The organism is Mesorhizobium sp. WSM4833 (assembly GCF_055811095.1).
The window spans coordinates 137059-163015 of record NZ_JBVVQG010000012.1 but is presented as its reverse complement, the minus strand read 5'-3'; the positions used below and the strand labels follow the sequence as shown (position 1 = coordinate 163015).

Here is a 25957-nt window from a genome sequence, read left to right as displayed (position 1 = left end):
CTATCGCCCCCCCCCCCCCGCCGGCGGTTGTGTATGGCCGCCACGGGGGCAAATTGCCCCCCTTCCCTCACCCCCGTCGATCGGGGGAGAGGTGTCGAGCGAAGCTCGACGGAGTGGGGGTCGACCTTTCACCGAAGCGATGCTTCCGCCTGGCACTCAGGCGAGCGCCAACGACAGGTTTTTCCGGCGCTAGTTTAATAGACTGCCCAGCTGTGTTAGGCCGAAACATTCCCCGCTCGAGGACAGACATGGCCGGCACATCGCGAAAATATCCCATGCTGCGGCGTTCGCGCGCGATGTGGGGCTCACGGCGGGTTTGGCAGCCGCGCCTGGTGTTCTGGGCGGGGGCGCTTGGCATCGGTGTGATCAGCGTGCTGTTCGCGGTGCTGGCCGACAGGGCGCAGGAACTGTTTCAACTGATGACAGGAGATGCAGGCGGCTGGCGTTTCTATCTGCCGCTTGCAATTACGCCGTTGGGTTTCGTGCTGTGCGCCTGGCTTGCCCACACCTTCTTTCCCGGTTCGCAAGGCAGCGGCATTCCGCAGGCGATCGCCGCCCGCCATCTGCGTGACGACGAGGACCGCAGCCACATCCTGTCCCTCAAACTGGTGGCCGGCAAAATCATGCTCACCATCGTCGGCCTGTTCTGCGGCGCCTCGATCGGCCGCGAGGGTCCGACGGTGCAAGTCGGCGCGTCGCTGATGCTGCAGGCGGCACGCTGGGGCGGCATGGTGCAGGCCCGGGGTCTGATCCTGGCCGGGTCGGCCGCCGGGATTGCCGCCGCCTTCAACACGCCGCTGGCCGGCATCGTCTTCGCCATCGAGGAGATGGGCCGCACCTATGAGGCGCGAACCAACGGGCTGGTGCTGACGGCGGTGATCCTGGCCGGTCTCGCTTCGCTCGGCCTGCTCGGCAACTACACCTATTTTGGCGTCGCCAGGGACACCATCTCGTTTGCTGCCGAATGGCCGCTGGTGCTTGCCTGCGGCATCATCGGCGGCGGGTTCGGCGCGCTGTTCTCGCTGCTGGCGTTGAAGGCGACGCGGCGGATCCGGCGCTGGAACACTGGGCAGCCTTTGCGGCGCGCCCTGGTCGTGGCCGCAATCTGCGGGCTTGCGGTGGCGGTGATCGGCATCGCCTCGGGCGGGCTGACCTTCGGCACCGGTTACGTGCAGGCGCGGGGCGCCGTCGAAGGCACGCCGCTGCCGTGGTTCTTCTTCGCCGAAAAGTTCCTGGCGGGATTGCTGTCGATGATCTCGGGCATTCCGGGCGGTATCTTCGCGCCCTCGCTGGCTGTCGGCGCCGGCATCGGCAGTTCGCTCGGCCTCCTCTTTGGCGCGAGCACTGGGGTGGCGGCACTGCTCGGCATGGCCGGCTATTTCGCCGGTGTGGTGCAAGCGCCGATGACGGCCTTCGTCATCATCCTGGAGATGACCGGCAATCACGACAATGTCATCGCGCTGATGCTGGCCTCGATGCTGGGCTACGGCACGGCGCGCATGATCTCGCACGAGCCGCTCTATCACGCGCTATCGCGTGTCTTCATCGCCGAGGCGATCCGGCGCCGCCGGGCGGAGGCCGGGCCGGGGCAAGTATGAAAGAAAAAAGGCCGGGCTTCGCGGCCCGGCCTTTCTCTCAAAAAAAGTAGCTTTGCCTATTTACACTTGGCGATCGATGTCAGCGCCGCCGAAATGCCCTTCAGAGAGAAGACATAGGAGGTGGGATTGCCGCGGCCGGACTTCGCCGTCACCTTCATGTCGGTGCCGGTCTTCATGGCGGCGATCAGTACCGGCTCCTCGGCGGCATTCTCGACCCAGGCCGATTTGCCGCGCGTGAACATCGAAAACGTCTTCTTGTCGATGGTCACAGTGGCCTTGGAGCCTTCCTGGAAATTGTAGCCGGCAATGAATTGCGGCTCGTAGGACACTTGCTGGCCGGGCCGCTGGCTGACGAAGAAGAACATATCGCCATGGTCGAGCGTGGGCGGCTGCTTGTCGGTCGGCACGGTCAGGACATAGCAGACCTTGCCGCCCGATGCCTGGTAGCTGTAGGTGCCCCAGGCATTGTGCTGGCCGATCTTGGTCGCCGACTGCGCCAGTGCCGGCGCTGCCACGGCCACCAGGGCCAGACTCGAAACTATCGCAATCAATCCGCGCATCGCTTTTCCCGTATTCCAAATGGTGCGGAGGCAGGCCGGCTTGGCGTCCTGCCCGTCGCTTCATTTTGATTTAATCTGGGTTACCAAACGGTGAATTTCCGAAGAGAAAAGGACCCTCACCCCGAGGAAACCGCCACCATACCCGCGCCGCCGCCCTGCGAGCGGGTGGCGCGACATCCCTTTGGCGACTTGGAGGCCACGAAAGCGGCAAGAGTTTGACTTTTTACGCTGTCGCCGAAAGCCGGCTTCAACGGCGTTCCGCGCGCGTGTTCAGCCCTTCTCGGCCATGGCGTCCCTGGCGGCCTGCCGGTGCGCAGTGGTGATATGGGCACTGACGGCGGTGATCGCGGCGGTGAGCACGGCGATGTCGTCGGTGAAGCCAAGCCCGAAGACGAAGTCGGGGATGACATCCACCGGCAGCACGAAATAACCGAGCGCGGCCAGCAGAATGCCCTTGGCGCGCAGCGGCGTGTTCTTGTCCATGGCGCAATAATAGGCGGCCACGACCTCTTCCATGAAGGGGATCTGCCGCGCGGCCTTCTTGGCTGTGCGCCAGAATTTCTCGCGCACTTCGCTCTCGTCTGACGGCTTGCCGCCAAAGCCGAAGAAATCAAAACCGGATTGTTGCGCCATCAGTCTCTCCTTGCGGGGCTCATGCGCATCCGGCGCCTGCCCGCGGGGGAAAATGTGGTGAAACCCGACCCCCGCTACAAGATGCCGGTGCCGATTTGGGCCTGCCGAGGCGATACCAGGCCTCAGGCGCCGGCAAAACGGTTCATTTTCGTGGCCAGATCGATATCGAGCGCAGTGACGCCGCCGGCGTCGTGGGTGTTCAGCGTCACGTCGACGGTCTTGTATACATTCGACCACTCGGGATGATGATCCATCGCCTCGGCGGCAAGCGCGACGCGGGTCATGAAGGCGAAAGCCTCGGAGAAATTCGCGAAGGTGAATGTGCGCTTGATGGAGGCGCCGTCTTCCGCCAGCGCCCAGCCGTCGAGGCCCGTCAATGCGGCTTCAGCGGCTTGCCTGCCCAGTTTCTCTCTCGCCATGTCCCTATCCTGTGCTATTCGAAAACGGCCCTCACCATAGCGACGGATCGATGAGCGCGAAGCCTATAAATTCCATTCTCTTCGTCTGCCTCGGCAACATCTGCCGGTCGCCGCTGGCGGAAGGTGTCTTCCGCGCCGTTTGGGCCGAGCGCGGGTCGGCCCGGGATATCCTGCTCGATTCGGCGGGAACCAGTGACTGGGAGGCCGGCTCTGCCCCCGATCGACGCGCGATCGCGGTCGCCATGCGGCACGGCGTAGACATTTCCGGGCAGAGGGCGCGCAAGGTCACGCCACAGGACCTCCACCGTTTCGACCTGATCCTCGGCATGGACCGGTCGAATGTCGCCGACCTGAAGGCGCTGGCGCCGGCGGCCGTGCAGGACCGCATCCATCTGTTCCTGGAATTCGCGCAGGGAAAGGCACGCGACGTGCCGGATCCTTATCATGACGAGGCAGAAGCCTTCGCTTCCGCCTATCGCATGATCCGCGAGGCGTCGGAGGCGCTGGCGACAAGGCTGGAGGCGCGGGCGTCCGTGCCTGACAGCGGCCAGGCTTCCTCGACGATGTAGGGTCCGCCGCCGACCGAATCGCGCGACGACATCAAAACGAAACGGCCGATGCGGAACGGCAGCGTCGAGAAATTGCCGCGCGCCGACAGATATTGGGCAACGTCCAGCGGGGTCGAATTGCGCAAGCGCGCCAGCGTCACATGCGGCATGAATTTGCGCGGGTCGGCCGGGATGCCGAGCCGCTGGCAGATGCGGTCGATCTCACCTTGAAGGGCGGCCAGATCGGGCGAGGCGGAAGCGCCCGCCCACACCGCATGCGGCTTCTTCTGGCCGAAAGCGCCGACGCCGGTCAGCGCCAGCGAGAAAGAAGGGCGGTGGACGCGGTCGAGCGCGTTGGCGATCTCGTCGGCGACATGGCCGGGAACATCGCCGATGAAGCGCAGCGTCAGATGGTAGTTTTCGACGTCGATCCAGCGGGCTCCCGGCAAGCCGCCCCGCAGCAGGGACAGCGAAAGGGCAGCGTCACGCGGAATTTCGAGGGCGGTGAAAAGACGCGGCATGAAGAGCCTCCCTTCCTCGAATCGAACTGTCACCCATAGCGAATCATCGATAGTCAAACGGAGCAAGAGGTTTGTTGGCCACAGTCCCTGTTAAAAGCTCGCCGGGCGGAAACAGTTCCAACCCGCTAGGAATCGCCCGGGACCGCCGCGATCACCTTCTCGACCGCGGGCAGGATGCGTTCGACCATCTGGTCGACGCCTCGTGCGCTCGGATGCAGGCCGTCCTCGAGCTGCATGCCGGGCTGGCCGGCGACGCCGTCGAGAAAGAACGGGTAGAGCGCGACGTCGTATTTCTTCGCCAGGTCCGGGAAAATGGCGTCGAAGGCGCTCTGGTAGTCGGGACCGAGATTGGGTGCGGCGCGCATGCCGGCCAGAAGCACGGCAATCTTGCGCTGCTTCAGCTTGCTCAGCATCTCGTCGAGGTTCTTTTTGGTGATGTCGGGCGAGACGCCACGCAGCATGTCGTTGGCGCCGAGTTCGAGGATGACCAGTTGCGTGCCGTCCGGCACCGACCAGTCAAGCCGCGCCAGGCCGCCGCTCGTCGTGTCGCCGGAGACGCCGGCATTGGCGACGGTCACATCATGGCCTTTGGCGCCAAGCGCTGCCTGCAGCCTGTCGGTAAAGCCCTGGTCGGGTCCAAGGCCATAGCCCGCCATCAGGCTGTCACCGAAGCCGACGATCTTGAACGGCTCGGCACGCGCCGACGACATGACGCCGCAAATGGCGAGGAAAACCACGAAGCCTGCGGCAATACTGCGTTTGAAAGACATGCGGCAGGCCCCATATGAGCTACAAATTCTTCAGTCGACGGCTTCCGGCAAGCAGAGCCTTCATTCCCAGATATAGGACGATTTCATTTTGACAGAAGCCGTCATCGCGCTGAAAGATGTGTCCCTGACCCTTGGCGAGGGCGCTTCATCGGTCCATGTGCTGAAGGGGGTGAGCCTCGATGTGGCGACCGGCGAGGCGACCGGCATCGTCGGACCTTCGGGTTCCGGCAAGTCGACCTTGCTGATGGTCCTGGCAGGCCTGGAAAGGGTCGATTCGGGTATGGTCCGAATCGCCGGCGAGCTGCTCAACGGCAAAAGCGAGGACCAGATTGCTTCGTTTCGTGGCCGAAACATTGGCATCGTGTTCCAGTCCTTCCATCTCATTCCCAACATGACGGCGCTCGAAAATGTCGCGGTGCCGCTGGAACTGGCCGGCCATTCCGATCCGTTCGCGGTGGCGGCGCGCGAGCTGGCGGCGGTTGGCCTCAGCGACCGCGTCACCCACTATCCCGGCGAATTGTCGGGCGGCGAGCAGCAGCGCGTGGCGATCGCCCGCGCATTGGCGCCGTCGCCGCGCATCCTGATCGCCGACGAGCCGACCGGCAATCTGGACCAGGCGACCGGGCGGCAGGTCGCCGACCTCTTGTTTGCGAAGGCGGCCGAGCGCGGCATGACGCTGGTGCTGGTGACGCATGATCCGGCGCTCGCGACACGCTGTTCGCGCCAGGTTTCGATGCGCTCGGGCCGGATCGAGGCACCGGCGCCGGTCAAGGTGACGGCCTGATGCCGCTGTCCCGGACGTTGAGGCTCGCTGTCCGCTTCTCGCTGCGCGAGATGCGCGGCGGCCTGTCCGGTTTCCTGATCTTCCTCGCCTGCATCGCGCTCGGCGTCGCGGCCATCGGCGGCGTCAACTCGGTGGCGCGTTCGATCACCGCCGGTGTCGCCAATCAGGGCCAGACGCTGCTTGGCGGCGATCTTCGCTTCCAGATCAACCAGCGTGACGCCAGCCAGGCGGAGCGCAGCTTCCTTGACGGGCTCGGCACGGTTTCGCGGACCGCCAGCATGCGTTCGATGGCGCGTCTGGCCGACGGATCCGACCAGGCGCTGGTCGAGGCCAAGGCGGTCGACCATGTCTATCCGCTCTATGGCACGCTGGAGACCGAGCCGGCGTTGTCGAAACAGGAACTGTTCGGCGAAGAGTTCGGCGTCTTCGGTGCGGCAGCGCCCGATCTTCTGTTCGAGCGGTTGCACGTCAAGCTTGGCGACCGGCTGAAGCTCGGCACCGCCACTTTCGAACTGCGCGCCAAGCTGGTCGCCGAACCGGACGCCGTGTCCGACGGTTTCGGCTTCGCGCCGAGGCTGATGATCTCGACCGAAGGGTTGGCGGCCACTGGACTGATCCAGCCGGGCAGCCTGGTCGAGAATGCCTACAAAATCCGGCTGCCGGCGGACGCCGACGAGACGAGGCTCAAGGCCATCCAGGATCAGGCCGCCACGGATTTTCCGGAAGCCGGCTGGTCGATCCGCACGCGCAGCAACGCGGCGCCCGCGCTGTCGTCCAACATCGAACGCTTCTCGCAGTTCCTGACCCTGGTCGGGCTGACGGCGCTGGTGGTCGGCGGCGTCGGCGTCGCCAATGCGGTGCGCGCCTATCTCGACGGCAAGCGCGGCGTCATCGCCACCTTCAAGAGCCTGGGCGCTTCGGGCGGCTTCGTCTTTGCCGTCTATCTCGTGCAGATCCTGATCATAGCCGGATTGGGTATCGTGCTGGGCCTTGTGCTCGGCGCACTAATGCCCTTCGCGGCGAGCGCGGCCTTGCAATCCGTCATTCCGGTGCCGGCCGAAGGCGGCTTCTATCCCGGCGCGCTCGGCATGGCGGCGCTGTTCGGCCTGCTGGTGACGTTGGCTTTCGCGCTGCTGCCGCTCGGCCGCGCCCGCGACGTGCCGGCAACCGCGCTGTTTCGCGAAATGGGGCTGGAAGGCCGCGGCTTGCCGCGCCCCGCCTATGTCGCGGCGGCCATAGGCATCGCGCTGCTGCTTGCGGCGCTGGCCATTCTATTCTCGGGCGACCAGCGCATCGCCTCGATCTTTGTCGGCGCTACCGTCTTCGCCTTCCTGGTGCTGCGCGCGGTCGGCGCACTGGTGCAATGGACGGCCAGGAAAAGCCCGCGCGTGCGCTTCGTGGCGCTCAGGCTCGCCATCGGCAACATCCATCGGCCAGGCGCCCTGACGCCATCGGTGGTGCTGTCCCTGGGGCTCGGGCTGACGCTATTGGTGACGCTGGCGCTGATCGACGGCAATCTCAGGCGACAGATCTCGGGCAGCCTGCCGGAACGGGCGCCGAACTTCTTCTTCGTCGACATCCAGAGCGCCGATGTCGCGTCCTTCTCGGCGCTGATCGGCAAGGAGGCGCCGCAGGGCGTGCTGGCCAAGGTGCCGATGCTGCGCGGCCGGGTGATGGCGCTGAACGGTGTCGATGTCGACAAGGTGAAGGTGCCGGCGGAAGGCGCCTGGGTGCTGAGGGGGGATCGCGGCCTGACCTATGACACCAGGCAGCCGGAGAACGCGACGCTGACCGAGGGCAGTTGGTGGCCCGAAAATTACAGCGGCGAACCGCTGGTTTCGTTTTCGGCGCAAGAAGGCAAGGAGATCGGGCTGAAGCTCGGCGACACCATCGCGGTCAATGTGCTGGGCCGCAACGTCACGGCCAGGATCGCCAGTTTCCGCCAAGTCGAATGGGAGACGATGGGTATCAATTTCGTCATGGTCTTCTCGCCCAACACATTCGCGGGCGCCCCGCATGGCTGGATGGCGACGCTGACCGAAAAGAGTGCATCGACGGCCGACGACGCCCGCATCCTCAACGCCGTCACCCGCGCCTTCCCGGCGGTGACGACGGTGCGGGTCAAGGACGCGCTCGACATCGTCAACCGGCTGGTCGGGCAGCTCGGCACGGCGATCCGGGCGGCCGCTGGCGTGGCGCTGATCGCTTCGGTGCTGGTGCTGGCCGGCGCGCTTGCAGCCGGCAACCGGGCGCGCATCCATGATGCGGTGGTGTTGAAGACGCTGGGCGCGACACGCACGACGCTGATATCGGCCTTCTCGCTCGAATATATGCTGATCGGGCTGGCCACCGCCATTTTCGCGCTGGCGGCGGGCAGCGCAGCCGCCTGGTTCGTCGTCGCGCGCATCATGACTCTGCCGTCGCATTTCATGCCGGAGGTGGCGGTGGTAACCATTCTGTTTTCGCTGGTGATCACGGTCGGCATTGGTCTCGCCGGCACCTGGCGGGTGCTCGGCCACAAGGCAGCACCGGTGCTGCGCAACCTGTGACGACAGGCCCGGAACGGGCATCCTGGATTAAATCTTGGTAAGAAAGCCGTCCGAAAAGCCGAGGAAACGGCGCTTCGCCCTCTCACGAACCGTTACATCCGGTTACGGTCTTGTTCTTGACGCGAATAACCATCATATTTCGCCACAGGCATGCTGGAGCCCTGCCAGCGGCGCCTGGGTCCGGAAGGACCTGACACCGGACGGGGCAGAAGCAATAGAGGACTACAATGGCTGATCCCATTCGCAACTACCAGACGCGCGCCGTGCCCGGCGTCGGCGTCGGTGCCGACATCGATCAGGGCCTGCGCGCCTACATGATCAAGGTTTACAATCTGATGGGGCTTGGCCTCCTCATCACCGGTCTTGCCGCTGTCGGCACGATCATGCTGGCCACCACCACCGATCCGGCTTCGGCTGTCGCGACGCTGCCGAGCGGCGAGATGCTGACGTCCTTCGGCTACGCGATCTTCGGCTCGCCGCTGCGCTGGGTGGTGATGCTGGCGCCGCTGGCCGCCGTGCTGTTCCTGTCGTTCCGCGTCCAGTCGATGAGCGTTTCGGCGGCGCAGACGACGTTCTGGGTCTATGCCGGTCTCGTCGGCCTGTCGCTGTCTTCGATCTTCCTGGTCTACACCACGGCCAGCATTTCACAGACCTTCTTCGCCACGGCCGCCGCCTTCGGTGCGCTGTCGCTGTTCGGCTACACCACCAAGCGCGACCTGACGGCAATGGGCTCGTTCCTGATCATGGGCGTGTTCGGCATCATCATCGCGTCGGTGATCAACATCTTCCTGCAGTCGTCGGCGCTGTCGTTTGCCGTGTCGGCGATCGGCGTGCTGGTCTTCGCGGGCCTCACCGCCTATGACACGCAGAAGATCAAGGAGATGTATTTCGAGGGCGACAGTTCGGACGTTGCCGGCCGCAAGGCGATCATGGGCGCGCTGACGCTCTATCTCGACTTCATCAACCTGTTCATGTTCCTGCTGCAGTTCATGGGCGACCGTCGCTAGTTCAGCATGCTGGACCATCGAGTTCCAAAAGGGCGGCCCAACGGCCGCCCTTTTCTTTTGTGCCGGGCTTTGCTGTTATCGCGAGCAGAGAAATGGCACCCATAAACTATGAGCACTATTACGATTCGACCGGCGACAGCGGCCGACCTCGACAGCATCACGGATATCTACGCCGACGCGGTCGCCAAAGGCACGGCGAGCTATGAGTTGGAGACGCCGAGCCGGGCGGAGATGGGTGTTCGATTCGACAGCCTGATGGCCGGCGGCTTTCCCTACCTTGTGGCGGAGAAGGACGGCGCGGTTCTCGGCTACGCCTATGCCGGTGCCTTCCGGCCACGCCCGGCCTATCGCTTCATTGTCGAGGATTCGGTCTATGTCGCGCCCGAGGCCAAGGGCCAGGGCGTCGGGCTCAAGCTGATGCAAAGCCTGATCGAGGCGGTGACGACGGCGGGCTTTCGCCAGATCATCGCGGTGATCGGCGATGGCCATCCCGACAGCGCCTCGGTGCGGCTGCACGAAAAGCTCGGCTTTCGCCATTCGGGCCGCCTGGAAGGCTCCGGCTACAAGCACGGGCGCTGGCTGGACACGGTGTTCATGCAGCTGTCGCTGAATGGCGGGGCATCGGCGCCGCCCGATCCCGAATCGCTGCCGGAGCGGAAGTTTCGCCTTAGAGCGGACTGAAGAAGGAACTGAAGAATTGCGGAATTGAAGAACTGAAGAATAAAAAGAAGCGGCGGCAACAGATGACGCCGAGGCCTTTTCTCAACTCATCAATTCTCCATTTCTTCAATTCCCCTGCTCTAATTCCCTGCTCTAATTCCCTGCTCAGGCTTCGACCAGCTTCAACTTGCTGTCGAACACACCGAGCACGCGGCCGAGTTCCTGGCCGCGTTTCAAGATGCGGCCGCCGGCGGCGATGACGGCAAAGGCGCCCTGCTTGCGGGCCAGTTTCGGATCCTTGACGATCTGGAACAGCGGCACTTCGCTGGTGCGGCGGAAGACGGAAAAGACAGCGCGGTCGGCGAGATGATCGATGGCGTAGTCGCGCCATTCATTGGCGGCGACCATGCGTCCGTAGAGCCTGAGGATCTGGTCCAGCTCGCGTCGGTCGAACCGCACCGGCTGATCGAGACGTTCGCGTCGCGCCTCGTGCAGCGGGATTATTGCGGATGCGTCCCCATCCTCCGTCCCGCCACTGTCATCGGTCATGCCTCGATCCTTCAAAATGAATCTTTGCCAACCAAAGTTGGCGTGTTCGCGACTGAATTGCAAGGCCCGGCGAACCGAGCCCCGCGCCGCGCCGTTTCCGTCACGTCCAGTCACTTTTATGAAACGCCGTGTTGGAATTGGTGATGTTTCGCCACATTTCCGCCTTTTTTTATCCGCGCTCATGCCCCAATGTCCGACGAATTTACCGGCGTTGCCTGAGACGGTTCGGTCCGGCACCGGCTCGTAAACCCCAAGCCCCCCGCCCACGGGTCTGCGTCGGATCGAACCAACCTCGGCTCTTCCTCGGAAGAACCGGGAGCGACGATCCCAAAACCTAAATGACCGGCGTCAGAAGCAAGCTGACGTCGGTTTTTTATTGGCTGGTGATAGGTGAGCCTTCGCGCTACCGCGGCAGGGGTTTGAGCGCTCTATCTCAAGGCTTGTGGATGAATGCGGCGCCGAGAATGGGACCGGGCATGCCGTCCTTGCCGACCGACTGCAGCAGCACGGCGCAGCCGCCCTTTTTGGCAATCTCGCTCATCGGCAGTTCGTAGCGCTGTGCCTTGCCATGCCACATGCCGGCGGTCTGGATGCCGGTGACGGCGTTCCAGTAGGTCATCTTGCGGCCGGTATTTTCGCCCTCGCCGACTTTGACCGTCTGCGGCGGGTCGAAATAGACGATGACGACATGGGCGTCGCTGGGGCCGTTGCCGGCATCGCCGGCGTCGATCATCACGCGATCGCTGGTGCGGCTGACCTTGACGGCGACGCGCATGCCTTCGCCGCTCTTGGCCATGCGGGCGAGCGCACCATCGACCTCGCCGCGGTTGGCGCCGTTGACATGGACGCGGCCATTGATGACGGCCTGCGGCGTATAGACGGAGCGGCTGCCGAAGGCGCGCATATAGTCGTATTGCCGCTCGGTGTTCTCCTTGCGGCCGAGCGTGTCCTGCCAGCCGAGATAGTCCCAGTAGTCGACGTGATAGGCGAGCGCGACGATGTCTTCCTTGGCGGCAAGTTCGGAGAACAGAGTATCGGCCGGCGGGCAGGAACTGCAGCCCTGGCTGGTGAACAGCTCGACCACGCCCAATGGCTTTTCGATCTGGACCCGGTCGGTCTGGGCGCGATCGGATTCGCCGGCATGCCCGGCGCCGGCAGACGCCGAGAAGGCCAGCGCAAGAGCTGCCAGCCACAATGATTTTCGCGAGGCCATGGCCATTCCGATTCCCGCCGGTGATGCCGGCTTTATCTTGATTGCTGAAATATGTGGCAGAACCGGAAGTCAACGGGAAGTCACGTTGCGGTGAAATTTTGCCGTTGCAGCCGACCGCAACCGCGCAATAGGAAGGATCTGCGCTTCAGGATAGAAACCGATTCGGGCGGCAATCGCGATGTGGCAAACGTTTTTGGCGCCGGTGGACCTCTATTGCGAGCGGACCGGCCCGGAATTCTGGTCCGAACCGGTCAACGCCCTGACCAACTTCGCCTTCATCGCCGCCGGCCTGTGGGGCGTGCGCGAGGTGCGAAGGCTGGGCACCGGCGCCTTCGCCGAGGTGCTGGCCTGGTGGGTGGTGGCGATCGGCATCGGCTCGACGATCTTCCATACTTTTGCCACCAAGGGCACGGTCTGGGCCGACGTGCTGCCGATCGCCGGCTTCACGCTGGCCTACACGCTGTTCAATCTGCGTCGCTTCCTCGGCATGCGATGGGGCAAAGCCATCGCCATCTTCATCGCCTTCTATGTGATTGCCGGGGCGATAACCGTTGCCGTGCCGGACTGGTTGCGCCAGGCGTCGAACGGCACGACGGGCTATCTGCCGCCGTTCCTGGCGCTCGCCTTCTTCGGCGCGCTGGTGGCCGCCAGCGGCAATCGCGCCGGCTGGTACAATCTGGCCGGATCGGCGATCTTCGTGGTGTCCGTCGTCTGCCGGATGATCGACCCGCTGGTCTGCAGCGGCTTCCCGCTCGGTACGCACTTCCTCTGGCACATCCTCAACGGGCTGATGCTGGCTGTGTTGTTGGCCGCCGCGGCGCGGTTTGGGGCGCCGAAAGTAAGGGAATAGGGGAATAGGGGAATAGGGGAATAGGGGAATAGGGGAATAGGGGAATAGGTATTCCCTTCCCTACTTCCCTACTTCCCTACTTCCCTACTTCCCTACTTCCCTACTTCCCTACTTCCCTACTTCCCTACTTCCTTACTCCCTTACTCCCTTACTCCCTTACTCCCTTACTCCCTTACTCCCTTACTCCCTTACTAAGCTGCCAGATCGCGCAGCACGTATTGCAGGATGCCGCCGTTCTTGAAGTAGTCGAGCTCATCCAGCGTATCGATGCGGCAGATGATCGGCACGTTCTTCACCGTGCCGTCGCCATAGGTGATTTTGGCGATCATCGTCTGGCGCGGCTTGATGGTGCTCAGCCCGTCGATCTCGACCAGCTCGTCTCCCTTGAGGTTGAGCGATGCCCATGAGGTGCCTTCCTCGAAGACGAAGGGGATGACGCCCATGCCGACCAGGTTCGAGCGATGGATGCGCTCGAAGGACTGGGCGATGACCGCGCGGACACCGAGCAGATTGGTTCCCTTGGCCGCCCAGTCGCGCGACGAGCCGTTGCCGTATTCGACGCCGGCGAAGACGACCAGCGGCACGCCTTCCCTTTTGTACTCCATCGCCGCGTCGTAGATCGATTCCTCTTCCTTCGACGGGTAGTGAATGGTGTAGCCGCCCTCGCGGCCGTTCTCGCCCAGCATGTGGTTGCGGATGCGGATGTTGGCGAAGGTGCCGCGCATCATCACCTCGTGATTGCCGCGCCGTGTGCCGTACTGGTTGAAGTCGGCGACGCCGACGCCGTGGTCGGTGAGATATTTTCCGGCCGGCGACGCTGCCTTGATCGATCCGGCCGGCGAGATGTGATCGGTGGTGATCTTGTCGCCGAACAGGCCGAGCACGCGGGCGCCCTTGATGTCGCCGATCTTGCCGAAACCTGATGTCATGCCGGCGAAATAGGGCGGGTTCTGCACATAGGTCGAGTTGTCGTCCCAGGCATAGGTCTGGCCTTCCGGCGCCTTGACGTTCTGCCAGTACTCGTCGCCCTTGAAGACGTCGGCATATTTGCGGGCGAACAGCTCGCGGGTGACGTTCTTCTCGATGAACTCCTGGATTTCGGCCGAGCTCGGCCAGATGTCCTTGAGGTAGACCGGCTCGCCGTTCTTGTCCTCGCCGAGCGGCTCTGTCGTGAGGTCCTTGGTGACAGTTCCGGCCAGCGCGTGCGCGACGACCAGCGGCGGCGAGGCCAGATAGTTGGCCTGCACGTCAGGCGAGACACGGCCTTCGAAGTTGCGATTGCCTGACAGGACCGCGGCGGCGATCAGGCCCTTGTCGTTGATGGTTTTGGAGATCGGCGCCGGCAGCGGGCCGGAATTGCCGATACAGGTGGTGCAGCCGAAGCCGACCAGGTTGAAGCCGATCTGGTCGAGCTCCTTCTGCAGGCCGGATTTCTCCAGATATTCGGCGACCACCTGGCTGCCGGGAGCCAGCGAGGTCTTCACCCACGGCTTCTGCTTCAAACCGAGCCGGTTGGCATTGCGGGCCAAAAGACCGGCGCCGATCAGCACGCTCGGGTTCGAGGTGTTGGTGCAGGAGGTGATGGCGGCAATGACGACATCGCCGTGACCGAGATCATGGTCGGTGCCTTCGACGGCATAGCGCTTGGAGATTTCGGCCGCCTTCTTGTATTCGGTCTCCATCGCCTTGGCGAAGCCTTCCGGAATGCCTTCCAGGGCGACGCGGCCTTCAGGCCGCTTGGGGCCGGCCATCGACGGCACGACGGAACCAAGTTCGAGCTCGAGCAGATCAGTGAAGACAGGGTCGGCCGAGCCGGTTTCACGCCACAGGCCCTGCGCCTTGGCGTAGGCCTCGACCAGCGCGATGCGGTCCTCGCTGCGGCCGGACATTGTGAGATAGCGGATGGTTTCCGAGTCGACCGGGAAGAAGCCGCAGGTGGCGCCATATTCGGGGGCCATGTTGCCGATGGTGGCCCGGTCGGCCAGCGTCATGTTGGAGAGGCCCGGGCCGAAGAACTCGACGAACTTGCCGACGACCCCCTTCTTGCGCAGCATCTGGGTGACGGTGAGCACGAGGTCGGTGGCGGTGACGCCCTCTTTCAGCTTGCCGGTGAGGCGGAAGCCGATGACTTCCGGCAGCAGCATGGAGACCGGCTGGCCGAGCATGGCCGCCTCGGCCTCGATGCCGCCGACGCCCCAGCCGAGCACGCCCAGGCCGTTGATCATGGTGGTGTGCGAATCGGTGCCGACGCAGGTGTCGGGATAGGCTGTGGTTTCGCCGTCCTCGGTGTTGGTCCACACCACCTGGCCGAGATATTCGAGGTTGACCTGATGGCAGATGCCGGTGCCGGGCGGCACGACGCGGAAGTTGCGGAACGCCTGCTGGCCCCATTTCAGGAATTTGTAGCGCTCTTCGTTGCGTTCATATTCCAGCTCGACATTGCGGGCGAAGGCCATCGGCGTGCCGAATTCGTCGACGATGACGGAATGGTCGATGACGAGGTCGACCGGCACCAGCGGGTTGATCTTCTGCGGATCGCCGCCGAGCGAAGCCATGGCGTCGCGCATTGCGGCAAGATCGACCACGGCCGGAACGCCGGTGAAATCCTGCATCAGCACGCGGGCCGGCCGATAGGCGATCTCGACGCCGGCGGTGCCCTTGTCGGTCAGCCAGCCGGCCACCGCCTGGATCGATTCCTTGGTGACGGAGCGGCCGTCTTCGTTGCGCAGCAGGTTTTCCAGCAGCACCTTCATCGAATAGGGCAGCTGCGAGATGCCGGTAAGGCCGTTCTTTTCGGCCTCGATGAGATCGAAATAGGCATATTCAGCGCCGCCTGCGGTCAGCGTGCGGCGGCAATTGAAACTGTCGAGGGATTTTGACACGTGCGATCCTTGTCTGTTCAGCCTGAAAGGGAACGGACGCCGATGGCATGCAATCACGCGCAAAGGTGCGGGTACGGCCATTTCCGCTGTCCGTTCCCAAGCAACCCGAGCCGTTCAAGGCGGCGCGTGCGCTGGTTCGGCGCTAATTCTGTTCCCGTGCCGACCGCTGGCACGGATGCACCGCATATAGAGAATTTTCTGGAATAGTTCTAGACAGTTGGAAAGCAATTTTGTGCGATGCGGCAGCGGCCGCGACACATGGTTTCAGGGCAGGCGAGGAATGCGGCTGATCGCCGAAAATCTGGGCGGCGAGCGAGGCGGCGACGCGGTGTTTTCCGGCATCGGCTTTGCCTTGGAGCAGTGTCAGGCGCTTATCGTCACCGGGCCGAACGGATCGGGCAAGTCGACCTTGCTGCGGATCATCGCCGGGCTGCTGCCGGCGGCGGAAGGCAGCGTGAGGATTGAGGGCGTCATGAAGGTTGAAGACGGGGGCGAAGCGTTTCCGTCTGTCGCCTCGGCCTGTCACTATCTCGGCCACCAGAACGCAATGAAGCCGGCGCTCAGCGTGGCGGAGAATTTGCGCTTTTGGCGAGACTTCAATGGCGACGGACAGCTCGGCGTCGAAGAGGCGCTGGAAACGGTCGGGCTCGGCGGCATCGGCCACCTGCCGTTCGGCTATCTATCGACCGGGCAGCGGCGCCGCGCGGCGATCGCCAGGCTTTTGGTCAGCCACCGGCCATTGTGGCTGCTGGACGAGCCGACGGCGGGGCTGGACAAGGCGGCGGAGGCGCGGTTTGCGGGGTTGATGGCGAGGCATTGCGCGGATGGCGGGATGATTGTCGCGGCGACGCATCTGCCGCTCGGGATCGAGGGGATGGAGTTGAGGATGGGGGAAGCCGGTTGATGGTGTCTGGGCGAAAGCATCTCAAACCATGCTAGCGCTCTTCCTGCGCGACATCCGCCTCAACATCCGTGCCGGCGGCGGAGCGCTGACCGGGGTCATCTTCTTCCTCGCCGTCATCGTCACCATCCCGTTCGGGGTCGGGCCGGACCTGAAGCTGCTGGCCCGCATCGGACCGGCCATCCTGTGGATCGGCGCGCTGTTGTCCTGCCTGCTCGGGCTCGACCGGTTGTTCCAGGCCGATCGCGAGGACGGTTCGCTCGATCTCCTGGTGCTCGGCAACGATCGCCAGATGCTGGCTCTGACAGTGCTGGTGAAATGCCTGGCGCATTGGGCGGGCAGCGTGCTGCCGCTGGTCATTGCGGCTCCCCTGCTCGGCCTGTTCATGAACATGGAGCCGCTCGGCATCGGCGCCACGGCGCTGACGCTGCTGGTCGGCACGCCGGCCATCACGTTCATCGGCGCCGCCGGTGCGGCGGTGGCGGTGGCGCTGCCGCGTGGCGGGCTGCTGATCTCGGTGCTGGTGCTGCCACTGACCATCCCGGTGCTGATCTTCGGCGTATCGGCAAGCTATGGGGCGACCGCCAATCCCGACCCGTTTCTGCAGCCCTTCCTCATTCTTGCCGCGCTGACCCTGTTTCTTGGCGTGCTGGGTCCGGTCTCGGCGGCGCTGGCGCTGCGCCATGGCACGGATTGACGCGGCGAATGACTGCGGATTGCGAAGCCGACGGAGCGGGGCTAAGGAAAAGCATGTCTAGACTGGGCGACATGATCGGCTTGGAAGGCCCCACTTCAGCGGGGCCTGCCGCATGAGTGCGCATGCACTCTACGTGACCGCCGCCTATGGCATCACTGCCGTGGTGCTGGCCGGATTGATCGGCTGGATCCTGCTCGACCAGCGGGCGCGCAAGCGTGAGCTTGCCGAACTGGAGGCGTCCGGCGTGAGGCGTCGCTCCGACAAGGTCGCCAAGCCATGAGCACCGAAACGGAAACGCCGCCGCCCAGTCGTCGCCTGTTCGTGCTTCTGCCGCTGCTGATCTTCCTCGGCCTGGCCGGACTGTTCCTGTCGCAGCTGCTGTCGGGGCGCGATGCTTCGGAAGTGCCGTCGGCCCTGATCGGCCTGCCTGCGCCGCAAACCAGCCTGCCGGCGCTGGAGGGCTCAAACCTGCCGGGGCTCGATTCGAAAACCTTCGCCGGCAAGGTCACATTGGTCAACGTCTTCGCGTCGTGGTGTGCGCCATGCCGCGAAGAGCACCCGGTGCTTCTGGCGTTGTCGCAGGATAAGCGTTTCACCATGGCAGCGCTGAACTACAAGGACCGGCCCGAAAACGCACGCCGGTTCCTCGGCGATCTCGGCAATCCGTTCCAGGCGATAGGGGTCGACGAAGCGGGCCGCGCGGCGATCGACTGGGGCGTCTACGGCGTGCCGGAAACCTTCGTCATCGGCAAGGACGGCAAGATCGCCTACAAACATGTCGGCCCGCTGACGCCCGAGACGGTGCAGGCGTTGCTGTTGCCGCAGATCGACAAGGCACTGGCGGCGCATTGATATTCAGGTGATGCCGGCCTGCAAACAGCGGCTTCCTGCGCTTCCGGTGCTCGCGTACCAAAAGTACGCTCCGCTCCGGTTCTCGGAAACCACCGTTTTCGACTCGGCCTGACCTGAATCTCAACGCACCTTGGCGGCGCGTCTTATCGGGCTTGAGATCAGCCGTAGATCTGCTTGTGGATCTGGTAGAGCATTTCCGAGCGGTCGGCGCGCATGTCGGCCAGATCGCGGCTGGAAAAGCTGTCGATTTCGGCGACAAGGCGGTTGTAGTGCTTGCGCTTGGCAATGCTGTTGCGAGCGCGGGTCATGAGACTGTCGAGGATCATAGCAAGGTTCCTTTTTGGCGCCGCATTTCGGCGGCGGTTTCTTCCTCCCTTGATCGATACGAAGCATGACATAGTAATGGTGCATTGCAAAAAGAAGATGTTGCAATGCACCATTGCGCTGGACGCATAGCCGGTTAATGCGGCGCTAACGTCATACGCAGAGCCGGCAAGCGATCTTTTGTGGGACACTGTGCGTACCCACATTGCCTTCTGTCCCTCCGGCTGGCTTGATCCCTGTCATTGATGCCGGGAGGAAAGCATGGCGGCCGCAGACTATTATGAAATTCTCGATCCGCGCTTCGCGCGCCTGTTCAACGGCAACGCGCAGGTCGAGAAGCTGTTCACCGGATGCCAATGGGCGGAGGGGCCGGCCTGGTTCGCCGCCGGCCGCTATGTCGTCTGGTCCGACATCCCCAACAATCGCATGCTGCGTTATGACGAGACCGACGGCAATGTCAGCGTCTTCCGGCAGCCGTCCGGCAACTCGAACGGCAACACCGTCGACCGGCAGGGCCGGCTGATCACCTGCGAGCATTCGGGCCGCCGCGTCAGCCGCACCGAGTTCGACGGCTCGGTCACCACGATCGCGGCCAAATGGAAAGGCAAGCGGCTGAATTCGCCCAACGACGCGGTGGTGAAATCCGACGGTTCCATCTGGTTCACCGATCCAAGCTACGGCATCGATACGGATTATGAGGGCGACAGGGCTGAGAGCGAAATCGGCGCCTGCCACGTCTACCGGGTCGATCCCGGCACCGGCGAGGTCGAAGCCGTCATCACCGACATGGTCAGGCCCAACGGCCTCGCCTTCTCGCTGGACGAGAGCAAGCTTTATGTCGTCGATACCGGCCGCACGCATGGCGCGCAGAATCCGGCGCATATGCGGGTGTTCAATGTCGGCAAGGGCGGCAAGAAAGTCTCCGGCGAAAAAGTCTTCGCCGACTGCACCGCCGGCCTGTTCGACGGCTTCAGGCTCGACGAGGACGGCCGCATCTGGACCAGTGCCGCCGATGGCATCCATTGCTACGATCCGGACGGCACGCTGATCGGCAAGGTCAAGGTGCCGGAAGTCACCGCCAATTGCGTGTTCGGCGGCAACAAGCTGAATTGCCTCTACATCGCCGGCACCACGTCGCTCTACATGGTGCGGCTGATGGTCAACGGCGCCAAGACATACTGAGAGTTGAACACTGGCGACCGTTCGACGGTTTCATCGAAGCGGGTCGTGAGCACGAACATCCCCGGGAGGACAAGAAATGCCATTCGTCAACATCCGCATCGTCAAGGAAGTGATCGCCGCCGATCCGGCGGGCAAGAAGGCGGATATCGCCAAGAAGGTCACCGCGGCCATCATGGACGCCACCGGGCTGAGCAACGACGATGTCTGGGTGGTTTTTGAAGAGGTCAATGCCCGCGATTGGTACGTTGGGAAGACCGATGTGGAGACGCTGCGAAAGGGGTAGTGCGCGATCTTTCCTTCTCCCCTTGTGGGAGGTGGATCGGCGCGCAGCGCCGAGACGGTTGAGGGGTGGGTGACGGATTGCCGTCGGTGCCAAGCTGGAACACACCCTCATCCGACCTCGCTTCGCGAGGCCACACCCTGGGGCGAGCAACGGGTCTCGCCCCGTCCTTTAGACCCACAAGGGGAGAAGGAAGAGAGGCCGCCGCTCAACGCGAGCGGATAAACTCCGCGAAGGCATTCAGTGCATCATGCATCGCCTGCCGGTTCGCCGGCGCCGCCAGGATGCCCGCCACCTCAGGCGGCTTCCTGCCGAGCAGGGCGATCTCCAGCACATCGTCGTAAAGCGCGAACGACATGGTGCGCATGATCTCGGCCAATGCGGCGCGGGCGAACAGCGAGCGCGGCGAGGCGTGTACCAGCATGGCGGGCTTGGCGACGGCGGCATCGCGCGAGACCAGCCAGTCGAGCGCGTTCTTCAGCCCGCCCGGCACGCCATGGGCATATTCCGGACAGGAGACGATCAGGCCGTCGGCTCGACTGACGGCATCGATCAGCTTGGAGGCTTCGAGCGGCGTCCGCTCGCCTTCATCGTCGGGATTGAAGATCGGCAAACGGCCAAGCCCGTCATGGACGGTGACGCGGCAGCCGGACGGCGCTTCGCGCGCCAGTGCGGCGATCAGCGCCGAATTTGTGGAGGCCGCGCGCAGGCTGCCGGAAATGGCAAGGATGTTCAGCAAGGTATGGAATCGGTCCAGACGCGAATCGCGTCCGCAAAAACTACCACATCGTCTTCTTGTATTCCTCGTCGAGCCAGCGGTCGGTCGCCTCGGCGGAATCGGCAACCGCCAGCTGATCGCGCATGATCTGGCCGAGCGTCGGCAGCGTCGCGCGGTCGTACCAGGTTTCCGGCTTCCACAAATCCGAGCGCATGAAGGCTTTTGCGCAGTGCATGTAGGCCGCCTTGACGCTGACCACGACAACGCTTTGCGGCTCCCTGCCGTCGACGGCGAGCCGTTCGCGCAAATTTGCGTCGACGGTGATGCGGGCATCGCCGTTGACGCGCAGCGTCTCGTTCATGCCGGGGATGAGGAAGAGCAGCCCGACCGGGGGATTGACGAGGATGTTTTCCAGCGTGTCGAGCCGGTTGTTGCCGGGCCGGTCGGGAATGGCGATGGTGGTGTCGTCCAGAACGGTGGCAAAGCCCGGTTTGTCGCCCTTCGGCGTCACGTCGGGATTGCCGGCACCGTCGGACGAGCCAATCAGCACGAATGGGCTCTTGCCGATGAAGGAGCGGCAATGGCCGTCAAGTTTTTTCAGCTCCTTGCGGATAGAACCGTCGGTCGGCCGTGGCGTCTTGTAGATCGTCCTCAACTGGTCGCGCGTGGTGACGAATTCCATGGCCCTTTCCCCTTATTTGCAGGCTCTATTTCCCGGCCTTCTCTTCTTTGCCGGTCTTGTCGTCCAGCGAATGGCGCAGGATCAGCGGCATCTGGCTGAAGGTGAACAGAAGCGTGATCGGCATGATGCCCCAGACCTTGAAAGTAACCCAGGCGTCGGTGGAAAAATTGCGCCACACCACCTCATTGACGATGGCCAGGAACAGGAAGAACAGGCCCCAGCGGAAGGTCAGCTTGCGCCAGCCTTCAGCGTCGAGGCTGAAGGCTGAATCGAAGACATAGCCAAGCAGCGACTTGCCGAAGTACAGGCCGCCGAGCAGCACCCCGCCGAACAGCGTGTTGACGATGGTGGGCTTCATCTTGATGAAGATGTCGTCCTGCAGATAGAGCGTCAGCGCGCCGAAAATGAAGACGACGACGCCCGACACCATCGGCATGATCGGCAAGGTGCGGGTGAGCAGCCACGAGGCGATCAGCGCGATTGCCGTGGCGGCCATGAACAGGCCGGTGGCGACGAAGATCGGCCCGCCGAACTCGGCCAGAACAGGGAATTTCTGCACCAGCCATCCGCTGCGCGCATTGGCGAAGAAGAACACCATCAACGGACCCAGCTCCAGCACCAGCTTGAGCAGCGGATTGACGCCTTCCTTCTTCTGCTTCTGCGGGTCCGACGGATCGCGTTCGAGAATGGGTGGGTTCATGGAATCTCTTTCTTGCGCATGATCTGATCCAAAAAGTCTGCACCTTTTTGGGACATGCTTGTTAAGCTACTCCAGCGATCGCCCTGGCGAATTCGCTTGCCGAGAAAGGTTCGAGGTCGTCGACCTGTTCGCCGACGCCGATGAAATAGACCGGCAATTTGTGCTTTGCCGCGATCGCCACCAGAATACCGCCGCGCGCCGTGCCGTCCAGCTTGGTCATCACCAGGCCGTTGACGCCGGCGATATTGCGGAAGATCTCGACCTGGTTGAGCGCGTTCTGGCCGGTGGTGGCGTCGACCGTCTGCAGCACGGTGTGCGGCGCTTCCGGATCGAGCTTGCCGAGCACGCGGACGATCTTTTCGAGCTCGGCCATCAGTTCGGTCTTGTTCTGCAGACGGCCGGCGGTGTCGATGATCAGCACGTCGGAGCCGGCCTCTTTCGCCCGCTCGAATGCATCATAGGCAAGGCCGGCGGCATCGGCGCCGAGCTTGGAGGCGATGACCGGCGATTTCGTCCGCTCGCCCCAGATCTTCAGCTGCTCGATGGCTGCCGCGCGGAACGTGTCGCCGGCGGCGAGCATGACCGACAGGCCGCCATCGGTCAGCTTGGCGGCGAGCTTGCCGATGGTGGTGGTCTTGCCGGTGCCGTTAACGCCAACCACCAGGATGACATGCGGCTTGTGCGAGAGGTCGAGCTCCAGCGGCATGGCGACATGGGTCAGCACTTTTTCCACCTCGGCCGCCATGATGGCGCGGACCTCGGTGTCGGAAACGTCCTTGCCGTAGCGGCTCGCGGCCAGCGCGTCGGTAACGCGCAAGGCGGTCTCCATGCCGAGATCGGCGCGGATCAGCACATCCTCCAGGTCCTGCAAAGTCTCTTCGTCCAGCTTGCGCTTGGTGAAGACGCCGGCAATGTTGCCGGTCAGTTCCTTGGACGAGCGGGCAAGCCCGTCCTTCATGCGCTGGAACCAAGAGCGCCTCGGTGCCGGCTCCGGCGCCTTTTGCGGCTCGGCCTTCTGCTCGACCTTCTTGGTGACGGTCACCTTGCCGGGGGCGGCTTTCGGCTCCGGCGCGGGTGGTGGAAGAGGCTGCGGCTCGGGCGCAATTTCCGCAATGACCGGCTGCGATTCGATCGGCGCAGGCTGGCGAATGGGAGGTGCGATTTCGGCGGCGGGTGCTTCGGGTGTCGGCACTGAAACTTCTTCCTTCTCCCCGTCGCTATACGGGGAGAAGGTGCCGGCAGGCGGATGAGGGGCGGCGCTGGCCTTTGAAGACGGCTGAAGAGGGGACGGCGCCGGTGTGGGCACCTCGATCGGGGCTGGTGTTTCTGCCGGAACCTCGGCCGGCGTCGGCACTTCGACTGGTGCCGGCTCCGGCCGCTTTTCCGGGCGTGACGGGACGATCTCCGGTTCGGTCGGCGCCGGCGCTGGGACTTCTTGCGGCTGCCGTTCGGGCGTGGGTTCGGGAGTCGCAGGGGTGAGCGGAACTTCCTCGGGCGCCGGCGGCTCTGGAGTCTCTGGCGCGGGCGCCGGTTCTTCTTTCGGCGCGGGCTCCGGCAGAGGTTCCGGCTCGGAGGGAACAGTCGGCTCCGGTGCTGGCGGGATGGTCGGCTCCGGCGCGGGCACCGGTTCCTCGACAGGCGCCGGTTCCGGCGCAGGAATTACCTCCGGCTCGACCGTCGGCGTCGTTTCTGCCTCGGGCCGCGGCTCGTCGCGCTTCAAGAACTCCGGGACGACCTGTTCGGCCGCCGGCTTCAGCGCATCGAGTGCTTCCCATTTGATCGGCGGTAGCGGGGCGGTCTCGTCGATCCGTTCCTCGACCACCTCTTTCTTGCCGAACGAAAATATCTTCTTGAAAAAACCAGCCATGCTTTGCGTTTCTCAGGCGGCGCGGGCGGCAAGCGGCGCCGCGATCAGCCTGGTACCATCATGGCCCGATATATCGGCCTCGACGATCTCACCCGGTGCGCCCGTGCCGAGTGCGGCAAGCGTAAAACCCTCGGTGCGGCCAAGGCCGTCTCGCTCGATCAGGATCGACTGACGCGTACCGGTGAGCAACGACAGATGCCTGACATAGGCAACTTCACCGGCGGCGCGCAGCCGGGCGGCGCGCTGCTTGACCACCTCGCGGCGGAGCTGCGGCATGCGCGCGGCAGGCGTGCCTTCGCGTGGGCTGAAGGGGAAGACGTGGAGATGGGTCAGGCCACACTCCTCGACAATTTTCTCCGAGTTCTCGAACATTTCGTCGGTCTCGGTCGGGAAGCCGGCGATGATGTCGGCGCCAAAGACGATACCGGGGCGCAGCTTGCGCACATCCTCGCAGAAGCGGATCGACTGATCGCGCAGATGCCTTCGCTTCATCCGCTTCAGGATCATGTCGTCGCCCGACTGCAGCGAAAGATGCAGATGCGGCATCAACCGGGGCTCGGTGGCGATGGCGTCGAGCAAATCGTCGTCGGCCTCGATCGAATCGATCGACGACAGCCGCAGGCGCTTCACATCGGGCACCTGTTTCAGGATGGTCTTCACCAGTTTGCCGAGCTTCGGCGCGCCCGGCAGGTCGGCGCCGAATGAAGTCATGTCGACGCCGGTCAGAACGATCTCGGCATAGCCGTTGCCGGCGAGCCGCTTGACCTGCTCGACCACGGCGCCCATCGGCACCGAGCGCGAATTGCCGCGGCCGTAGGGAATGATGCAGAAGGTGCAGCGGTGGTCGCAGCCGTTCTGCACCTGGACGAAGGCGCGTGCGCGGCCCTCGATGGCGTCGACCAGGTGGCCTGCGGTCTCACGCACCGAAAAGATATCGTTGACGCGCGCTTTCTCGGTGTCGTTGACGCCGAAATCCGGCAGCGCGCGGTAGGAATTCGCGTTCAGCTTCTCTTCATTGCCAAGCACGAGATCGACCTCGTCCATGGCGGCGAATTTTTCAGGCTCGGTCTGCGCGGCGCAGCCGGTGACGATGATGCGGGCTCGCGGGTTGTCGCGGCGCGCCTTGCGGATCGCCTGCTTGGCCTGGCGCACGGCTTCGCCTGTCACGGCGCAGGTGTTGAAGATCACGGCGCCACCTTCCAACGCGCCGAGGCCCGCACTTTCAGCCTCGCGCCGCATCACCTGCGATTCATAGGTGTTGAGCCGGCAGCCGAAGGTGACGACATCGATCCCCGGGGACACCGGGCTCTTGGGCAGAGCGGACATCAGGCCGCGCTTTCAGTGTCGCGGGCCCATGTCCCGATCGACGGGTCGAAGTTGCCGGAAAATTCCCATTCGGCGGCGCCGGTCAGGACCACGTGGTCATCGTCGCGCCATTCGACATGCAGCGTGCCGCCGCCTGGCGTCAACAGACTGACGCTGCGGCCGGTCCGATTGGTGCGAGCCGCGGCCACGACGGCGGCGCAGGAGGCCGAACCGCAGGCCTTGGTCAGGCCGGCGCCGCGTTCCCAGGTGCGGATGACCATTGTTTCGGGCGAAGTAACCTGAGCGATGGTTATGTTGGCGCGCTCGGGGAACATCGGGTGGTTCTCGAGCAGCGGACCGAAGCGGTCGAGCTCGTAGGACCAGACGTCGTTGTCGACCCAGAAGATCGCGTGCGGGTTGCCCATCGAAACGACCGAGGGTGAATGCAGCACGGGGGCGTCGATCGGGCCGATCTGCAGCTCGATCATGCGGGTGTCGCGGAATTCCTCGGCCAGCGGGATATCCTGCCAGCCGAAGCGCGGCGTGCCCATGTCGACCGAGATCGAACCGTCGGCGTGTTCGCGCGCATTGAGGATGCCCGCCACGGTCTCGAAGGTGAAGATCTTCTGGCCGGTCTCGGCGGCGAGCGCCTGGACGACGCAGCGCATGCCATTGCCGCAGGCCTGCGCACCGGTTCCATCGGAATTCAGGATGTCGATGAAAAAGGCGGTGCCAGGCGTCCTGGCGTCATGGATCGCCATGATCTGGTCGAAGCTGGTCGCGGCATCGGCGTTCAGCGCAATCGCCGCCGCCGCCGTCACCCGATCGGCACGGCCACGCATATCGGCAACGATGATCTCGTTGCCGATGCCGTTCATCTTGGCGAAAGGGGCAGTGCTGGCCATT

Annotated in this window: 28 protein-coding genes; 13 read left to right on the top strand and 15 right to left on the bottom strand. The window is 63.9% G+C overall.

The window, feature by feature from the left end; all coding sequences use genetic code 11:
• The first annotated feature begins 248 nt into the window (after nt 1–248).
• On the top strand, nt 249–1598 hold the full coding sequence (locus AC0L2D_RS23785) for a chloride channel protein (RefSeq protein ID WP_024504018.1): 1350 nt from the start codon (nt 249–251) through the stop codon (nt 1596–1598).
• A 56-nt stretch (nt 1599–1654) separates the two neighbouring features.
• Here AC0L2D_RS23785 and AC0L2D_RS23780 read toward each other — a convergent pair whose 3' ends face one another.
• The 3 genes from AC0L2D_RS23780 to AC0L2D_RS23770 form a co-directional block, all read right to left on the bottom strand.
• Entirely contained in the window at nt 1655–2158 is a 504-nt protein-coding gene (locus tag AC0L2D_RS23780) for an invasion associated locus B family protein (protein WP_013528815.1), read from the bottom strand.
• Between the two features lie 270 nt (nt 2159–2428).
• A complete protein-coding gene (locus tag AC0L2D_RS23775) occupies nt 2429–2791 on the bottom strand; it encodes a YkvA family protein (protein ID WP_013528816.1) in 363 nt (120 codons plus the stop codon).
• A 122-nt stretch (nt 2792–2913) separates the two neighbouring features.
• Nucleotides 2914–3210 (bottom strand): 4a-hydroxytetrahydrobiopterin dehydratase, encoded by a 297-nt coding sequence (locus AC0L2D_RS23770; protein ID WP_013528817.1) that lies wholly within the window; start codon nt 3208–3210, stop codon nt 2914–2916.
• 50 nt (nt 3211–3260) lie between these two features.
• On the opposite strand from AC0L2D_RS23770, the gene AC0L2D_RS23765 reads away from it, so the two are divergent.
• The gene (locus AC0L2D_RS23765) at nt 3261–3779 is read left to right on the top strand and encodes a low molecular weight protein-tyrosine-phosphatase (protein WP_013528818.1); all 519 of its coding nucleotides are present in this window, start codon (nt 3261–3263) and stop codon (nt 3777–3779) included.
• Here AC0L2D_RS23765 and thpR read toward each other — a convergent pair.
• Together thpR and AC0L2D_RS23755 are read right to left on the bottom strand one after the other, a co-directional pair.
• Nucleotides 3683–4279, bottom strand: coding sequence for an RNA 2',3'-cyclic phosphodiesterase (gene thpR, locus AC0L2D_RS23760; protein ID WP_013528819.1), 597 nt, complete (start codon nt 4277–4279; stop codon nt 3683–3685). The genes AC0L2D_RS23765 and thpR overlap by 97 nt on opposite strands.
• Nucleotides 4280–4404: 125 nt before the next feature.
• Entirely contained in the window at nt 4405–5049 is a 645-nt protein-coding gene (locus AC0L2D_RS23755) for an arylesterase (protein ID WP_013528820.1), read from the bottom strand.
• Nucleotides 5050–5137: 88 nt separating this feature from the next.
• Between AC0L2D_RS23755 and AC0L2D_RS23750 the strand changes: the two genes are divergently transcribed.
• The 4 genes from AC0L2D_RS23750 to AC0L2D_RS23735 all read left to right on the top strand — a co-directional run bounded on the left by AC0L2D_RS23750 (nt 5138) and on the right by AC0L2D_RS23735 (nt 10070).
• Nucleotides 5138–5833, top strand: a complete 696-nt coding sequence (locus AC0L2D_RS23750; protein WP_473542647.1) for an ABC transporter ATP-binding protein — start codon at nt 5138–5140, stop codon at nt 5831–5833.
• On the top strand, nt 5833–8382 hold the full coding sequence (locus AC0L2D_RS23745; protein WP_473542645.1) for an ABC transporter permease: 2550 nt from the start codon (nt 5833–5835) through the stop codon (nt 8380–8382). Before AC0L2D_RS23750 ends, AC0L2D_RS23745 begins: the two co-directional genes overlap by 1 nt.
• Before the next feature lie 227 nt (nt 8383–8609).
• On the top strand, nt 8610–9389 hold the full coding sequence (locus AC0L2D_RS23740) for a Bax inhibitor-1/YccA family protein (RefSeq protein ID WP_013528823.1): 780 nt from the start codon (nt 8610–8612) through the stop codon (nt 9387–9389).
• Nucleotides 9390–9497: 108 nt separating this feature from the next.
• Nucleotides 9498–10070 carry a GNAT family N-acetyltransferase gene (locus tag AC0L2D_RS23735; protein WP_473542643.1) on the top strand — a complete coding sequence of 191 codons (573 nt, stop codon included), beginning with the start codon at nt 9498–9500 and terminating at the stop codon, nt 10068–10070.
• A 144-nt stretch (nt 10071–10214) separates the two neighbouring features.
• Here AC0L2D_RS23735 and AC0L2D_RS23730 read toward each other — a convergent pair whose 3' ends face one another.
• Nucleotides 10215–10598, bottom strand: a complete 384-nt coding sequence (locus AC0L2D_RS23730) for a DUF2794 domain-containing protein (RefSeq protein WP_127369192.1) — start codon at nt 10596–10598, stop codon at nt 10215–10217.
• Between the two features lie 433 nt (nt 10599–11031).
• Nucleotides 11032–11817, bottom strand: coding sequence for a DUF1223 domain-containing protein (locus tag AC0L2D_RS23725; RefSeq protein ID WP_013528826.1), 786 nt, complete (start codon nt 11815–11817; stop codon nt 11032–11034).
• A gap of 172 nt (nt 11818–11989) precedes the next feature.
• Between AC0L2D_RS23725 and AC0L2D_RS23720 the strand changes: the two genes are divergently transcribed.
• Entirely contained in the window at nt 11990–12661 is a 672-nt protein-coding gene (locus AC0L2D_RS23720) for a ceramidase domain-containing protein (protein ID WP_473542641.1), read from the top strand.
• 191 nt (nt 12662–12852) lie between these two features.
• Here the strand turns inward: AC0L2D_RS23720 and acnA are convergent, their stop codons facing one another.
• Nucleotides 12853–15543 carry an aconitate hydratase AcnA gene (gene acnA / locus AC0L2D_RS23715; RefSeq protein ID WP_013528828.1) on the bottom strand — a complete coding sequence of 897 codons (2691 nt, stop codon included), beginning with the start codon at nt 15541–15543 and terminating at the stop codon, nt 12853–12855.
• A gap of 280 nt (nt 15544–15823) precedes the next feature.
• On the opposite strand from acnA, the gene ccmA reads away from it, so the two are divergent.
• From ccmA to AC0L2D_RS23695, 4 genes are all read left to right on the top strand, one after another.
• Complete coding sequence (gene ccmA / locus AC0L2D_RS23710; RefSeq protein ID WP_013528829.1) at nt 15824–16447, top strand: heme ABC exporter ATP-binding protein CcmA; 624 nt, start codon at nt 15824–15826, stop codon at nt 16445–16447.
• A 28-nt stretch (nt 16448–16475) separates the two neighbouring features.
• Nucleotides 16476–17141 (top strand): heme exporter protein CcmB, encoded by a 666-nt coding sequence (gene ccmB / locus AC0L2D_RS23705; RefSeq protein ID WP_013528830.1) that lies wholly within the window; start codon nt 16476–16478, stop codon nt 17139–17141.
• A 112-nt stretch (nt 17142–17253) separates the two neighbouring features.
• Complete coding sequence (gene ccmD, locus AC0L2D_RS23700) at nt 17254–17421, top strand: heme exporter protein CcmD (RefSeq protein WP_013528831.1); 168 nt, start codon at nt 17254–17256, stop codon at nt 17419–17421.
• Nucleotides 17418–17993 carry a DsbE family thiol:disulfide interchange protein gene (locus AC0L2D_RS23695; RefSeq protein ID WP_063169543.1) on the top strand — a complete coding sequence of 192 codons (576 nt, stop codon included), beginning with the start codon at nt 17418–17420 and terminating at the stop codon, nt 17991–17993. Before ccmD ends, AC0L2D_RS23695 begins: the two co-directional genes overlap by 4 nt.
• A 158-nt stretch (nt 17994–18151) precedes the next feature.
• On the opposite strand, the gene AC0L2D_RS23690 is transcribed toward AC0L2D_RS23695, so the two are convergent.
• Nucleotides 18152–18319 carry a hypothetical protein gene (locus AC0L2D_RS23690; RefSeq protein ID WP_013528833.1) on the bottom strand — a complete coding sequence of 56 codons (168 nt, stop codon included), beginning with the start codon at nt 18317–18319 and terminating at the stop codon, nt 18152–18154.
• Between the two features lie 259 nt (nt 18320–18578).
• On the opposite strand from AC0L2D_RS23690, the gene AC0L2D_RS23685 reads away from it, so the two are divergent.
• Both AC0L2D_RS23685 and AC0L2D_RS23680 read left to right on the top strand, forming a co-directional pair.
• A complete protein-coding gene (locus AC0L2D_RS23685) occupies nt 18579–19499 on the top strand; it encodes an SMP-30/gluconolactonase/LRE family protein (RefSeq protein ID WP_013528834.1) in 921 nt (306 codons plus the stop codon).
• A 76-nt stretch (nt 19500–19575) separates the two neighbouring features.
• Nucleotides 19576–19782, top strand: a complete 207-nt coding sequence (locus tag AC0L2D_RS23680) for a tautomerase family protein (protein WP_013528835.1) — start codon at nt 19576–19578, stop codon at nt 19780–19782.
• Nucleotides 19783–19987: 205 nt separating this feature from the next.
• On the opposite strand, the gene AC0L2D_RS23675 is transcribed toward AC0L2D_RS23680, so the two are convergent.
• The 6 genes from AC0L2D_RS23675 to dapF form a co-directional block, all read right to left on the bottom strand.
• Nucleotides 19988–20518 carry an NADPH-dependent FMN reductase gene (locus AC0L2D_RS23675; protein ID WP_024504967.1) on the bottom strand — a complete coding sequence of 177 codons (531 nt, stop codon included), beginning with the start codon at nt 20516–20518 and terminating at the stop codon, nt 19988–19990.
• A gap of 40 nt (nt 20519–20558) precedes the next feature.
• Nucleotides 20559–21179: a pyridoxamine 5'-phosphate oxidase family protein gene (locus AC0L2D_RS23670; RefSeq protein ID WP_473542636.1), complete on the bottom strand. Its 621-nt coding sequence runs from the start codon at nt 21177–21179 to the stop codon at nt 20559–20561.
• 25 nt (nt 21180–21204) lie between these two features.
• Entirely contained in the window at nt 21205–21879 is a 675-nt protein-coding gene (locus tag AC0L2D_RS23665) for a septation protein A (RefSeq protein ID WP_013528838.1), read from the bottom strand.
• A gap of 61 nt (nt 21880–21940) precedes the next feature.
• A complete protein-coding gene (gene ftsY, locus AC0L2D_RS23660) occupies nt 21941–23746 on the bottom strand; it encodes a signal recognition particle-docking protein FtsY (RefSeq protein WP_473542634.1) in 1806 nt (601 codons plus the stop codon).
• Between the two features lie 12 nt (nt 23747–23758).
• Nucleotides 23759–25072 carry a tRNA (N(6)-L-threonylcarbamoyladenosine(37)-C(2))-methylthiotransferase MtaB gene (gene mtaB / locus AC0L2D_RS23655; RefSeq protein ID WP_473542632.1) on the bottom strand — a complete coding sequence of 438 codons (1314 nt, stop codon included), beginning with the start codon at nt 25070–25072 and terminating at the stop codon, nt 23759–23761.
• Nucleotides 25072–25956 carry a diaminopimelate epimerase gene (gene dapF / locus AC0L2D_RS23650; protein ID WP_473542630.1) on the bottom strand — a complete coding sequence of 295 codons (885 nt, stop codon included), beginning with the start codon at nt 25954–25956 and terminating at the stop codon, nt 25072–25074. Before dapF ends, mtaB begins: the two co-directional genes overlap by 1 nt.
• Nucleotide 25957 lies beyond the last annotated feature (1 nt).

Coding starts and splice junctions, on each gene's coding strand:
- AC0L2D_RS23785 (WP_024504018.1), top strand. CDS start 249: ATGGCCGGCACATCGCGAAAATATCCCATGCTGCGGCGTTCGCGCGCG.
- AC0L2D_RS23780 (WP_013528815.1), bottom strand. CDS start 2,158: ATGCGCGGATTGATTGCGATAGTTTCGAGTCTGGCCCTGGTGGCCGTG.
- AC0L2D_RS23775 (WP_013528816.1), bottom strand. CDS start 2,791: ATGGCGCAACAATCCGGTTTTGATTTCTTCGGCTTTGGCGGCAAGCCG.
- AC0L2D_RS23770 (WP_013528817.1), bottom strand. CDS start 3,210: ATGGCGAGAGAGAAACTGGGCAGGCAAGCCGCTGAAGCCGCATTGACG.
- AC0L2D_RS23765 (WP_013528818.1), top strand. CDS start 3,261: ATGAGCGCGAAGCCTATAAATTCCATTCTCTTCGTCTGCCTCGGCAAC.
- thpR (WP_013528819.1), bottom strand. CDS start 4,279: ATGCCGCGTCTTTTCACCGCCCTCGAAATTCCGCGTGACGCTGCCCTT.
- AC0L2D_RS23755 (WP_013528820.1), bottom strand. CDS start 5,049: ATGTCTTTCAAACGCAGTATTGCCGCAGGCTTCGTGGTTTTCCTCGCC.
- AC0L2D_RS23745 (WP_473542645.1), top strand. CDS start 5,833: ATGCCGCTGTCCCGGACGTTGAGGCTCGCTGTCCGCTTCTCGCTGCGC.
- AC0L2D_RS23740 (WP_013528823.1), top strand. CDS start 8,610: ATGGCTGATCCCATTCGCAACTACCAGACGCGCGCCGTGCCCGGCGTC.
- AC0L2D_RS23735 (WP_473542643.1), top strand. CDS start 9,498: ATGAGCACTATTACGATTCGACCGGCGACAGCGGCCGACCTCGACAGC.
- AC0L2D_RS23730 (WP_127369192.1), bottom strand. CDS start 10,598: ATGACCGATGACAGTGGCGGGACGGAGGATGGGGACGCATCCGCAATA.
- AC0L2D_RS23725 (WP_013528826.1), bottom strand. CDS start 11,817: ATGGCCATGGCCTCGCGAAAATCATTGTGGCTGGCAGCTCTTGCGCTG.
- AC0L2D_RS23720 (WP_473542641.1), top strand. CDS start 11,990: ATGTGGCAAACGTTTTTGGCGCCGGTGGACCTCTATTGCGAGCGGACC.
- ccmA (WP_013528829.1), top strand. CDS start 15,824: ATGCGGCTGATCGCCGAAAATCTGGGCGGCGAGCGAGGCGGCGACGCG.
- ccmB (WP_013528830.1), top strand. CDS start 16,476: ATGCTAGCGCTCTTCCTGCGCGACATCCGCCTCAACATCCGTGCCGGC.
- ccmD (WP_013528831.1), top strand. CDS start 17,254: ATGAGTGCGCATGCACTCTACGTGACCGCCGCCTATGGCATCACTGCC.
- AC0L2D_RS23695 (WP_063169543.1), top strand. CDS start 17,418: ATGAGCACCGAAACGGAAACGCCGCCGCCCAGTCGTCGCCTGTTCGTG.
- AC0L2D_RS23690 (WP_013528833.1), bottom strand. CDS start 18,319: ATGATCCTCGACAGTCTCATGACCCGCGCTCGCAACAGCATTGCCAAG.
- AC0L2D_RS23685 (WP_013528834.1), top strand. CDS start 18,579: ATGGCGGCCGCAGACTATTATGAAATTCTCGATCCGCGCTTCGCGCGC.
- AC0L2D_RS23680 (WP_013528835.1), top strand. CDS start 19,576: ATGCCATTCGTCAACATCCGCATCGTCAAGGAAGTGATCGCCGCCGAT.
- AC0L2D_RS23670 (WP_473542636.1), bottom strand. CDS start 21,179: ATGGAATTCGTCACCACGCGCGACCAGTTGAGGACGATCTACAAGACG.
- AC0L2D_RS23665 (WP_013528838.1), bottom strand. CDS start 21,879: ATGAACCCACCCATTCTCGAACGCGATCCGTCGGACCCGCAGAAGCAG.
- ftsY (WP_473542634.1), bottom strand. CDS start 23,746: ATGGCTGGTTTTTTCAAGAAGATATTTTCGTTCGGCAAGAAAGAGGTG.
- mtaB (WP_473542632.1), bottom strand. CDS start 25,072: ATGTCCGCTCTGCCCAAGAGCCCGGTGTCCCCGGGGATCGATGTCGTC.
- dapF (WP_473542630.1), bottom strand. CDS start 25,956: ATGGCCAGCACTGCCCCTTTCGCCAAGATGAACGGCATCGGCAACGAG.